The sequence below is a fragment of the Cupriavidus sp. D384 genome, assembly GCF_001652915.1.
Taxonomy (GTDB): Bacteria; Pseudomonadota; Gammaproteobacteria; order Burkholderiales; family Burkholderiaceae; genus Cupriavidus.
Genome location: NZ_BBQI01000130.1, coordinates 107211 through 119659, shown reverse-complemented (window position 1 = coordinate 119659; position 12449 = coordinate 107211). Strand labels below are relative to the sequence as shown.

The 12449-nt window shown below is 63.9% G+C and carries 9 protein-coding genes; 4 read left to right on the top strand and 5 right to left on the bottom strand.

Annotation, left to right across the window (positions count from 1 at the left end):
- Positions 1-5: 5 nt before the first annotated feature.
- The 4 genes from A9J21_RS29455 to flgL all read left to right on the top strand — a co-directional run bounded on the left by A9J21_RS29455 (position 6) and on the right by flgL (position 5652).
- Positions 6-1193, top strand: a complete 1188-nt coding sequence (locus tag A9J21_RS29455) for a flagellar basal body P-ring protein FlgI (RefSeq protein ID WP_066742402.1) — start codon at positions 6-8, stop codon at positions 1191-1193.
- Positions 1193-2215 carry a flagellar assembly peptidoglycan hydrolase FlgJ gene (flgJ, locus tag A9J21_RS29450; protein ID WP_066742399.1) on the top strand — a complete coding sequence of 341 codons (1023 nt, stop codon included), beginning with the start codon at positions 1193-1195 and terminating at the stop codon, positions 2213-2215. The genes A9J21_RS29455 and flgJ overlap by 1 nt, the downstream gene beginning before the upstream one ends.
- Positions 2216-2459: 244 nt before the next feature.
- Positions 2460-4376: a flagellar hook-associated protein FlgK gene (gene flgK, locus A9J21_RS29445; RefSeq protein WP_066742396.1), complete on the top strand. Its 1917-nt coding sequence runs from the start codon at positions 2460-2462 to the stop codon at positions 4374-4376.
- Positions 4377-4419: 43 nt separating this feature from the next.
- Positions 4420-5652, top strand: coding sequence for a flagellar hook-associated protein FlgL (gene flgL / locus A9J21_RS29440; RefSeq protein WP_066742393.1), 1233 nt, complete (start codon positions 4420-4422; stop codon positions 5650-5652).
- Between the two features lie 115 nt (positions 5653-5767).
- On the opposite strand, the gene A9J21_RS29435 is transcribed toward flgL, so the two are convergent.
- The 5 genes from A9J21_RS29435 to A9J21_RS29415 all read right to left on the bottom strand — a co-directional run bounded on the left by A9J21_RS29435 (position 5768) and on the right by A9J21_RS29415 (position 12240).
- Entirely contained in the window at positions 5768-6880 is a 1113-nt protein-coding gene (locus A9J21_RS29435; protein WP_066742390.1) for an alkene reductase, read from the bottom strand.
- 160 nt (positions 6881-7040) lie between these two features.
- On the bottom strand, positions 7041-8174 hold the full coding sequence (locus tag A9J21_RS29430; protein WP_066742388.1) for an FAD binding domain-containing protein: 1134 nt from the start codon (positions 8172-8174) through the stop codon (positions 7041-7043).
- Between the two features lie 12 nt (positions 8175-8186).
- Positions 8187-10469 (bottom strand): molybdopterin cofactor-binding domain-containing protein, encoded by a 2283-nt coding sequence (locus A9J21_RS29425; protein ID WP_066742386.1) that lies wholly within the window; start codon positions 10467-10469, stop codon positions 8187-8189.
- Entirely contained in the window at positions 10466-10954 is a 489-nt protein-coding gene (locus A9J21_RS29420; RefSeq protein WP_066742384.1) for a (2Fe-2S)-binding protein, read from the bottom strand. The genes A9J21_RS29425 and A9J21_RS29420 overlap by 4 nt, the downstream gene beginning before the upstream one ends.
- Positions 10951-12240, bottom strand: coding sequence for a cytochrome c (locus A9J21_RS29415; protein ID WP_066742381.1), 1290 nt, complete (start codon positions 12238-12240; stop codon positions 10951-10953). The genes A9J21_RS29420 and A9J21_RS29415 overlap by 4 nt, the downstream gene beginning before the upstream one ends.
- Positions 12241-12449: the final 209 nt, after the last annotated feature.

Genomic DNA, 12449 nt, shown 5'->3' with positions numbered 1-12449 from the left:
CCGCCATGTTTCTGCCTCCGATGCCTTTCCAAAAGCCAGGCTCGTATTTTGGCACCCCGCCCGGCCGTCTTTCCCGCTCAGGTCGCGCGGTCTCTTTTGCCTGCCTGCTGCTGCTCCTGCTCGCGCTGGGTCTGGGCGCGGGCGCCGCGCACGCGGAACGTCTGAAGAACCTGGCGACGTTCCAGGGTGTGCGCGACAACCCGCTGGTCGGTTACGGCCTGGTCGTGGGCCTGGACAACACCGGCGACCAGACCATGCAGACGCCGTTCACCACGCAGAGCTTGAGCAACATGCTGTCGCAGCTGGGCATTACGCTGCCCGCCGGCAAGAACATGCAGCTCAAGAACGTGGCCGCCGTGATGGTCACCGCCACCCTGCCGGCGTATGCCCAGCCGGGCAGCCAGATGGACGTGGTGGTGTCGTCGATGGGCAATGCCAAGAGCCTGCGGGGCGGCACGCTGCTGATGACGCCGCTCAAGGGCGCCGACGGACAGGTGTACGCCATCGCCCAGGGCAACATGCTGGTGGGCGGCGCGGGTGCGTCCGCCAACGGCAGCAAGGTGCAGATCAACCAGCTGGCCGTGGGCCGTATCGCCAATGGCGCCATCGTCGAACGTGCCGTGGCGTCGTTCCAGCCCGAGAACGGCTTCATGAACCTGGAGCTGAAGGACACCGACTTCGGCACCGCCGAACGCGTGGTCGAGGCCATCAACCGCAACATGGGCCCGGGCACCGCCGCGGCAATGGACGGCCGTGTGGTGCAGGTTCGCACGCCGCAGACGCCCACCGCCCGTGTGGGTTTCATGGCGCGCATCGAGAGCATCGACGTGACGCCGGCCAAGGCCGCCGCCAAGGTCATCCTGAACGCCCGCACCGGTTCGATCGTGATGAACCAGGCCGTGACCGTGGAAGACTGCGCGATTGCCCACGGCAACCTGTCGGTGGTCATCAATACGCAGCCGGTGATCAGCCAGCCCGCGCCGTTCAGCCAGGGCCAGACCGTGGTGGCGCCGGTGTCGCAGATCGACCTCAAGCGTGACGGTGGTTCGCTGCAGATCGTCAAGGCAGGTGCCTCGCTGGCCGCAGTGGTCAAGGGCCTGAACGCGCTCGGCGCCACGCCGGCCGATCTGCAGACCATCCTGGAGGCCATGCGCTCGGCCGGCGCGCTGCGTGCCGAACTGGAGATCATCTGATGTCGGCGGGTAACACGCTGGGCGGCCAGGCCGATGTCTCGCAGCGCTTCGCCCTGGATACCCAGGGGTTCGAGGCGCTCAAGAACCAGGCCCGCGCCGGCAACAACTCGAACACGCTGCAGGCAGCCGCCAAGCAGTTCGAGGCGGTGTTCACGCAGATGGTGCTCAAGAGCATGCGCGATGCCACGCCGTCAGACGGCCTCTTCGACAACGAGCAGACCAAGCTCTACATGTCGATGATGGACCAGCAGATGTCGCAGCAGCTGTCGTCGCGCGGCATCGGCCTGGCCGACGTGATGATCCGCCAGTTGGCGCGCGCCACCGGCACGCAACTGCCGGCTGGCATGAACGCCGCCGGGGGCATCACCGGCGCGAGCGTGCGCGACTCGCAGATGGCGCAACTGCTGGACAGCCGCGGCGCCACCGACGCCGATGGCCCGCCGCCGGTCGGCACCACGCTGCCGGGTACGGCCTGGAACCCCACGGCCGGCCTGCGCCAGTACCAGGGCCAGGCCGACTGGCAAGGCAATGGCCAGACGCAGCTTGGACAGTTGCCGGACGATTCGCCGGAGCACATCAGCAGCTTCGTCAACCGCATGGCCGAACCGGCGATGGCGGCGTCGCGCGCCTCGGGCGTGCCGGCCAAGCTGATCGTGGGCCAGGCCGCGCTGGAGTCGGGCTGGGGCCGCCGCGAGATCCGCAATCCCGATGGCTCGACCACGTTCAATGTGTTCGGCATCAAGGCCGGCGCCAACTGGAAGGGGCCGACCACCGAGATACTGACCACCGAATACGTGGACGGCCAGCCGCAGAAGGTGCGCGCCAAATTCCGGGCCTACGGCTCGTATGAAGAAGCCTGCAACGACTACGCGAAGCTGATCAGCAACAACCCGCGCTATGCCGGTGTGGTGACCGCCTCCAACGCCGAGGAAGCGGCGCATGGCCTGCAGCGCGCGGGGTATGCGACCGATCCGGCCTACGGCGAAAAGCTGGTGCGGATCATGAAGAAAGTCTCGACCTGACGCTCCCGGGCGGTGATGCCAGCCGCAAATGCCGCCAGTTCGTTCCCCATTCAGCGTGACCGTCTAGCGGTCGCGCTGTTTGCGCTTCCGCGTTGGGCTGCAATGAGAGTGAATGCTTACGGCTGGCGCGTATTTCAGCGCATTGCGACGCTAAAGTCGCGCCGCATTTCCGCCGATAACCAACACATCCACCGCCGTCGGCCGTTTGCCGCTGGCTAGCCATTCGATCCGGAGTCAGACAAACATGTCTCTGTTTAATATCGGTCTGTCGGGCCTGAACGTCGCCCAGAACGGCCTTACCACGGTCGGCCACAACTTCAGCAACGCGGCCACGGCAGGCTATACGCGCCAGAACACGATCATTGCGTCGGCCGGCGGCCAGGCCACGGGTTCGGGCTTCTACGGCCAGGGTTCGAACACGATCACCGTGCAGCGCGTGTATGACGGCTTCCTGACCGGCCAGCTGCGTGGCGCCACCTCCGCCAGCTATGACCTGTCGACCTACTCGGACCAGATCCGCCAGATCGACAACCTGCTGGCCGACGAAAAGGGCGGCCTGGCACCGCTGATGCAGAAGTTCTTCGCGGCCGTGCAGGCCGTGTCGGACACGCCTTCGGACCCGGCCACGCGCCAGGGCATGATCTCGTCGGCGCAGGCGCTGGCGGGCCAGATCAAGTCGTCGAGCGATTACTTCAAGCAGCTGCAGAACGGCATCAACACCCAGCTGCAGTCGTCGGTCACGCAGGTGAACGACTACACGAAGCAGATCGCCAGCCTGAACAAGGAAATCTCGCGCATGACCGCCTCAGCCGGCGGCCAGCCTCCCAACGACCTGCTCGACCAGCGCGACCAGGCCGTGGCCAAGCTGACCGAACTGGTGGGCGCCAAGGTGGTGGTGCAGGACGGCGGCACGTATAACGTGTTCGTCGGCAATGGCCAGCCGCTGGTGATGGGCAGCGATTCCTACGACATCAAGGCGGTGCCGTCGTCGAGCGATCCGAGCCGCACCACCATTGCCTACACGTTGCCCAACGGCAACACCGTGGAAGCCGAGCCGGGCGCCGTCACGGGAGGTTCGATCGGTGGCCTGCTGCGCTTCCGCTCGGAATCACTGGACGCCGCGCAGAACGCCATCGGCCGCCTGTCGCTGGCCATCGGCCAGACGTTCAACGACCAGCACAAGCTGGGCATCGACCTGAACGGCGCGATCGGTACCGACGTCTTCTCGCTGGGCTCGCCAACGGTCTTCGCGAACAGCAAGAACACGTCGAATGCCGTGGCCACGGCTACGATCACCAACACCGGCAACCTGACGACCAGCGACTACACGCTGAAGTTTGACGGCACCAACTACACGCTGCTGCGCAAGTCCGACAACCAGGTTGTGGCAAGCAAGCCTGCCGCCACCGCCACGTATCCGATGGCAATCGCTGCCGACGGCTTTTCGGTCAGCATCAATAAGGCAATGGGGGGCGGTGACTCCTTCGAGGTGCAACCCACCCGCAATGCCGCAGCCGGCTTTGGCTCGCTGATCACCGATCCGGCCAAGATCGCCGCGGCGTCGCCGGCGCGCGTGGATGCCAGCACGCAGAACACCGGCACGGTGAAGGCGTCGCTGACGAACGTGGCGCAGCCCCTTTCGCTGCTCGCGGGCAGCCTGACGGCGAAGTACGATTCCGCGACGTCGAAGTATGTGTTTTCCGACGCAAGCGGTGTGCTTGCCACGCAGCCGGCGGCCACGGCCACGGCCACGGGTGTCGACTACACGATCAACGGCATGACGTTCAGCTTCAACGGCACGCCGCAGAATGGCGACACGTTCACGCTGTCGAACAACACGGGCGCGGTGGCCGACAACGGCAACATGCTCAAGCTGGCGAAGCTGCAGACCGCCAAGACCATCAACGGCACGTCGAGCTTCAATGACGCGTATGCCCAGCTGGTCAACGACGTCGGCAGCAAGGCCAAGTCGATCGATATCGCCTCGACCTCGCAGGACAGCATCACGGACCAGATCTACACGGCACAGCAGTCGGTGTCGGGCGTGAACATGGACGAGGAAACCGTGAACCTGCTGAAGTTCCAGCAGCTGTACCAGGCCAACGCCAAGGTCATCCAGGCGGCCAGCACGATCTTCGACACGCTGGTCAGCATCGCCTGATCGCGGACATCCCTGACAACACCGGAAAAGAAGGAATCACGCCATGCGCGTCGCAACCTCCACCCTGTATCACCAGGGCCTGTCCTCGATGAACAGCCAGCAGTCCAACCTGCTGCACGTACAGCAACAGCTGGCTACCGGCCGCCGCGTGCTGACGCCGTCGGACGACCCCGTCGCCGCCACGCGCGCGCTGGGCGTGTCGCAGTCGGTGGCCGTGAACGGTCAGTACACCGCATCGCGCAAGCAGGCCAACGCATCGCTGGGCCTGGAAGAAAACTCGCTGTCGACGGTGACCACCACGCTGCAGAACATCAAGACGCTGCTGGTGAACGCCGGTAACGGCACGCTGAGCGACAACGATCGCGCATCGCTGGCAACGGCCCTGCAGGGCCAGTACGACCAGCTGGTGGGCCTTGCCAACGCCGACGACGGCAACGGCAACTACCTGTTCGCTGGCCTGAAGACCGGCGCCGCACCGTTTGTGGCCGATGCCGCCGGCAACCTCACGTACCAGGGCGACACCGGCCACCAGCTGCTGCAGGTGGACGTGGCCCGCCAGATGGAATCCGGCAACAACGGCGCCGAGATCTTCCAGTCCGTCACGGCCAACGCTGGCTACGTCATCAAGGGCAGCAGCGCGAACAACGGTACGGGCACCTTCAGCTCGATCTCGGTGACCGATCCCAGCAATGCACTGTACGGCCATTCGCTGAGCGTGAAGTTCTCGATCAATGGTGCCGGTGTCACGCAATACCAGGTCACCGATGACACGACGGGCACGGCCGTCGGCGCGGCCACGAACTACGTGGACGGCGGCGCCATCAGCGTGGCTGGTGTGTCGTTCTCGATCAAGGGCGCACCCGCCAACGGCGACACGTTCAAGTTGCAGCCGGCCCAGCAGGCAGGCGCCGACATGTTCGCCAACCTGAAGGACGTGATCACCGCGCTGCGCACGCCGATCGACTCGGGCACTGCCCAGGACGTGGCAGCAGCCAACCTGCAGAACGTCATTGCCACGGGCCTGCGCCAGAACAACAACTCGCTGGACAACGTGCTGACGGTGCGTGCATCGGTGGGCTCCCGCATGAACGAACTCGATGCGCTGGATACCATCGGCTCGAACCGCGACCTGAGCAACTCCAAGACGCTCTCGGATCTGACGGAACTGGACTACGCGTCCGCCATCACCGAGTACTACCAGCGTCAGACGGCACTGCAGGGTGCGCAGCAATCGTTCATGCAGATCCAGCAAATGAACCTGTTCAGGTTCCTGTGATGCTGGTAGGGGGGCAATAAAGATTGGGAAATCTTGCCAAGAGCGATTGCCTCCGCGTACCACCAGGCGTCTCCAGACGATTCATGGGCGCCTGCGGTACATCGGGAATAGATCTTCAGGCCAGCTTAGGGTAGTCGGTATAGCCAAGGCTGGTGCCACCAAAGAAAGTCGTGGGGTCGGGGGTGTTGAGTGTGGCACCGGCCATGATGCGCTCTGGCAGGTCCGGATTTCCGATGAAGGGCCGGCCAAACGCAATGATGTCGGCGCGACCTTGCGCCAGCGCGTGAGCTGCCGAGCTACCATCGTAGCCGCCTGCCAGAATCAGAATGCCGTGATAGGCCTTGCGCATGCTCAGGATCATGGCATCCCATCGGGGATCGGTCGCGTCGTCCTTGACGTTGCCAACCATGGCCGGCTCCACGAGATGGAGGTAGGCTAGCTTCCAGGCATTCAGCCGTTCCGCGATATAGCCAAAAGTTTGTTCTGGCGTGTCGTCTCCCATACCCATGAAGCGGCCCATCGGCGTGAGGCGCACGCCTACCCGCTCGGCGCCGACTTCGGACGTGATGGCGTCAACTACCTCCAGCAGCAGGCGGGCTCGATTCTCGATGTTGCCACCATAGCTGTCCGTCCGGTGGTTGCTGTTCGAGTTAATGAACTGATCGAGCAAGTAGCCGTTCCCTGCATGAATCTCCACCCCATCCATGCCTGCGGCGATCGCGTTGCGTGCCGCCACGCGATAGTCGGCGACGATCGAGGCGATGCCATCCAGGCCGAGCGCCTGAGGCGTCGGAACGTCGGTCCAAACGCCGTTTCCGTTGGCATCCTCGATGAATGTCTTGCCGGGCACCGGCAGGGCGCTGGGGGCCACGGGAAGCGCACCATTGGGTTGGAACGAGGGATGGGACACCCGTCCGACATGCCAAAGCTGCAGGAACATCCGGCCGCCGGCGTCATGGACGGCGTCGGCAACGGCACGCCAGCCTTCGATTTGTGCTTTGCTGTAGATGCCGGGTGTCCAGGCATAACCCTGCCCTTGCTGGGAGATCTGCGTGGCCTCCGAAATAATGAGCGCCGCGGACGCACGCTGTCGGTAGTATTCGACATTCATGGCCGTAGGCACGTTGCCAGGTTGCCCGGCACGCGAGCGCGTCAGCGGTGCCATGACAATACGGTGGGGCAGCACGAGCTCGCCGACAGAGATGGGCGAAAAGAGTGTCGTTGACATTGCAGAGCTTCCTAGGTGAGGTCGATGAATGAAAGCGTAGGCGCGAGCGCCTGCCACTGGAATCCCATCGGCGCGCAAAGCAGCGTTGCGCTACGCAACATGTCTTAGGGATCTGAGGTGCTGCGGAGGGCGGTCGCGCGCGATTCACTGCGGCCGGGGCCTAGCTGCCCATGATCTGCCGGCCCAACGCGACGCCGTATCGCACCAGCTGCCGGTTTTCGGGTAACCGCGCGTTTTCCCAAAGCGCAAGCCCACGGTGCAGATCGGCAGGATTGACTTGCAGTGCCTGCGCCAGGGCGAGTGCGTCGGCAGCAGCCTTTCCGGCGCCTGCGCCTGTGTGAGGACGCGCCACGAAGGCCGCATCCCCGGTAAGCAACACGCGACCGAAGACCATGTTGGGCGACTCGAAATCCTGGATCAGTTGCACAAAGGGATCTGGCGTGGCAGTCACGAGATCAGCGAGTGCCGGTGCCAGGGACTCCCGGGCAGCCGTTGTGAGCGAGAGAATCTCCTCGTCACGCATGCTTCCCGGCGGCAAGGAGTGGCTATGCACGTGACCGTTACGGTCCCGTAGCAGCGCATCGAGCGCGTTGCCCTTGGCGATCTTCTGATACCACACCCAGTTTTGCCGCCGCTCGCCGGCGCGGACGCTGCCGTCTTCTCCCGGAATGCGATAACTCAGGAACTGATGATGGGGACCGTCCTGAAACGCAAACACATTCTGCAAGAGGGCTTCACTGCGCTGGCTGAGCGCCTGCTCTGGCAATACACCGCGCCAGGCGGCATAGCCTGCATAATGCGGCCGGTGATGGGGAAGAAGCTGCTCGCGCAACGTTGAGGCAGGCCCATCCGCGCCAATGAGAAGGTCGCCTTGGACGGATTCGCCCGATGCAAAGTGCGCTGTGACTTGCTCTTCGTCTTGCGTAAAGGAACCAAATGTCTCGCCGGAATGCACCGCGGCAGAGCCCAATGCCTGACGCAACCGCAGATACAGTCCGTTCCATGCGATCTGCGTCTGCGGCATATAGACCCGGCGGGCCGTGCCATCTCGTTCCACAAATATGCGGTCGCGCGACGGGACGCCAAAATCGTCTCCGGGCGATGCGTCAGCAAAGTGAAGGGCTTCCGTGACGCCCGGCTGCAAGACGAGACCTCCGCCCCGACTGTCAAGTTCCTGGGGTGAGCGCTCGAAGACCTGCACATCCCAACCGATCTTACGCAAACAGATGGCGTTGAATAGCCCGCCAAGGGACCCGCCAATGATGATGGCACGCGGACGCTGAGTTGAAGGCATGGTGAGATCCTGTTAAGACGCGAGTAGTTGGCGGCGCAGGCGGTCGCCGGCCAACGGCATGTCGCGGAGCCGGAGTTTTGTGGCGTCAAGGATGGCATTGCCGATCGCGCCTGCGGTGGGCCCCATGGGGGCCTCGGCGACGCCGAGGAATGGCGCGCCCGGACGATCGATCAGGTGAACATTGACTTGGGTCGGCACGGAGGAGAACCGCATGATTGGATACGTCCCCCAATCAAAACTGCGCAGCCCATTGGCGTCGAACTTCACTTGTTCGTAGAGGGTCCAGCTAGCCGACTGAAGGATGCCGCCTTCGACCTGATTGCGGACCCCGTCAGGATTGACAACCTGTCCGCAATCGACCGCAGCTTCCGCATGGACGAGGCGGACCTTGCCGGTGTCTTTCTCGACCGCGACCTCCAGCGCAATCGCCATGTAGGCCATGATGTTCTTGTACTTGCCGAATGCGAAACCATAGCCGTGACCAGGCTTTCGCTTGCGGTCGCGCCAGTTGAACTTCTGGGCGGCGAGACGGATGACATCGGTGGCCCGCGGGTCGTCCATGTGTCTGAGCCGGAACTCCACTGGGTCCTGGCCGGCGGCCAGGGCGAGGTCGTCCATGAACGTCTCAATCGTGAACACGTTCAAGTGCGCGCCCAGCGATCGCATCGCAGACGTCCGTAGCGGCATCGTCGGCGAGAAATTGTTCACGATGTGCTGCTTCGGCAGGCGATACAACGGGATGGCGTTCCGGTCGCCGCCGCCCTCCGGTTGCAACATCGGTACCGACGGGGCGGGCTTGAACGGCTTGGCGAGAAGCGTGGCGGGCAATAGTCGACCGGCATTGACGACGCGCTCGTTGTGGGAACTGCTCCACAGTGCATAGTCCCAGTTCACGATCGTGCCGTTGGCGGACAGCGAGGCCTGGACCTGCGTGACCATGGCAGGCGTGTAATGATCCCAGACGTGTTCCTGGTCACGCATCCATTGCACGCGCACGGGGCGGCCTGGAAGTGCGCGCGCGATCCATGCGGCATGGGCCGCCGCATCGTCTGCGCCGTTGTGCCCGTAGCACCCGGAGCCGACGACGTGAATGCAGCGCACTTTCTCCTTGTCCATCGACAGCATCTCCGCCAGGCCATCCCGCAGCGGATACACGCCCTGAGAGTGGGTCCAAACGGTAAGCATGCCGCCGTCGAGATGGGCCACGGATGCGGATGGCCCGATGGACCCATGCATCAGGTATGGCTTCGTGTACGTTGCCGACAGCGTCTTCACCGCTGGAGACATCACCGCATTGCTGTCCGCAATGACGATGCGCTCGGTGGCGATCTTCTTGAGTTGCGCGTGAACGTCCTCGGGGCGCGGCAAGCTCCGCCCTTTACCCCAGCGGCATCCGGCGGACAGTACACGCTGGGCCTGGACGGCTTGCCACTCATGCTGTGTGACCACGGCAAGCAGGTTGCCGTCGCGTAGCACGGCGACAACGCCCGGCATGGCGCGCACCTTCGTCTCGTCGACCGCCAACAACGGCGCATCGTAGACCGGCGGGAGTACCACACGGGCGTGAACCATGCCGGGAAACCGCAGGTCTTGCACGTAACTGGCCGCGCCCGTGACCTTTCCGGGGATATCGGTGCGTGGCATCGATGTGCCAATCACCGTGAAAGATGCGGGATCGCGCAACGGAGAAGTGGTCTTTGCGGCCACATGAAGGTTGACGGTCGGCAGGAGGTCGGCAAATGTCACGGAGCGGCCGTCACGCGCGGTAATCCGCGCGTCGGCCACGCTCAGCGTCGAGGCGTCGACCCGAAACTTGCGCGCCGCTGCGTCGCTGAGCAACCCACGAACCTGGGCGGCGGCATTGAGCAACGCACTCCCGCTGTCCGCCATGGTATGGCTGCCGGCGGTCAACCCTTCGTCAGGCGATTGCGCGGTATCTGCCGTGAGAAACGTGATCAGATGGGGTGCGATCTGCAGTTCTTCGGCGGCCACCTGATGCAAGGCGGTTCTCACACCGGTGCCGAGTTCGACCTTGCCCGTGTAGACCGTGACGTGATTATCGGGCGAGACCTTGATCCAGGCATCCAGAAAGGGATTGGTCTTGAGGCTACCGGCCAACTGCTCGAATTTCTTGCCGACCCGTACCGCAGCCCCTTCATCGGCCAGAACCAGTTCCGCCAGGGCATTGCTGGCTGGCAGTAGGGAAAAGCCCACGAACAGCGAGCCGGAGATCATGAAGGCCCGGCGCTTGGGACTCTCGGGGTGATCGTCGATCTGATCGTCTTGATGCGTCATGACTTGCGCTCCGGCTTTGCCTGGGACGTCGTGGGTGCGGGGCTCGCGGCGCGGATCGCCGCCAGGATTCGCATATGCGTGCCACACCGACAGAGATTCGGCTCCATGTGCTGCAGAATCTCCGCGTCGGTAGGGTGCGGATTGCTTTCGAGCAGCGATTGGGCCCGCATGATCATGCCGGCGATGCAATAGCCGCACTGTGCCGCCTGGTGGTCGATGAACGCCTGCTGGAGTCGGCCAGGTTTGTCGGTGGTTCCCAGGCTTTCGATGGTCCGCACGGCACGCTGGCCCAGCGCAGCAACCGGCGTGAGGCACGAGAAAGTCGGCTGGTTGTCCACGATGACCGTGCAGGCCCCGCACTGACCCATGCCGCAGCCGAACTTGGCGCCATTCAGGCCAAGGTGGTCGCGCAGGGCATACAGCAGTGGGGTGGCCGGATCGATATCGAGGGCGTGATCGGTACCATTAACTGTGAGGTGAATCATCTCGATTGGTCTCCCTTCCGTATGTCGGCTGCGGCCTGCACGACGTCCTTCCAGGGCGGCTGGTTGGTATAGGTCGCACGTAGATAGTTGGCGATGTCGGCCACCTGTCGGTCATTCAGCGTGTGTGCAAACGGCGGCATGTAGTGCAGGGCCTGTTCCCCTTGCCATGGCACCCCTTCCAACATCATTTGCACGGTATTGCGCGGCGTGGCCGCATGCACGGCGGTGCTAGTCGCGAGGCTTGGCCGTTCGCCAAGACTTTGCATGGGCGATTTGTCTCCATGACAAGCCGCGCATGCTGCCGAAAACAGGACCGCGCCGCGCTGGATGGAGGCCTTATCGGCGCCTGCAGGATCGGACTGGGCGAGATCGCGGGCTTGCGGTTTTTGCAGGGACAGGAGGTAGGTCGCGATGGCGTCCACATCTTCCTGTGGCGCGGTGCCAAGTTCTTGCGTAACCGGGAGCATCGGGCCGGCTGCGGCGCCGTGGTGGGACGAAATGCCGGTACGAAGGTAGGCCATCAACTGCGGCTTCGTCCACGGATTCGGCGGGGAGGCCAGGGCGTTAAGCGGTGGGGCTTCCCATCCATCCACCACACCGCCGTGGAATGCCTTGTTCCACTGCTCACCGCCAATGGGATTCAGCGGGGTGTGGCATGCGGCGCAGTGGCCAAGGCCGTTGACCAGTTCGCGGCCACGGTTCCACGTGGCATCGCGCGACACATCCGGAGCTTCGGGGCCTTCGCGAAGGAACAGCACGTTCCAGAACGCGACAAGTGGCCGGAAGTTGAGTGGGAAGATCAGAGCGTTGTCGGGCGCCTTGGCCGAGACCGGATCGCGTTCCATCAGGAAGGCATACGCGGCCGCGATGTCGTTATCCGACATCCGTGTGTAGTGCACATAGGGGAACGCGGGATAGAGCTGATGGCCATCCCGCGAGATGCCACGGCGCATGGCACGGGTAAAGGCTTCGAGCGACCAGGTGCCTATCCCGGTGTCGGGGTCCGGTGTGATGTTGGTCGTGTAGATCGTGCCGAACGGGGTAGCCAGCGCCAGGCCGCCAGCGTACGGTTTGCCGCCCTTTGCCGTGTGGCAGACCGCGCAATCACCCAGGGCCACGACGCGGGCGCCATGGCGCACCAGTTCGCGGTCCGATGAAGATGCTGAAGGCGGAGTCGTCGGCGCAATGGCCTGCTCCCACATTAAGTAGACAGCGAAGGCAGCGGCAACGACGCCGGCGAGCGCTGCCACGACTAGTAGCGGTATCCATCGATGTCGGGTCTTCATTTTTGCTGGGACTTCCGTGGAGTTTTGGGGCGACGCTAGGCATCCTAGGAGGTCGGTCAGACCCCAACAATCGGCGGGTGGTGTTGGTCGTTAAGACGAAGGTGTGGGTCTCAATCGGGCGCGATGCCGGACGCCGTGCCATTTCGAAAAATGTTGGCCTTGCTGAAAGGTGCAAGACGGCGCAACAGGTCGCCACTGTACGAGTCCTG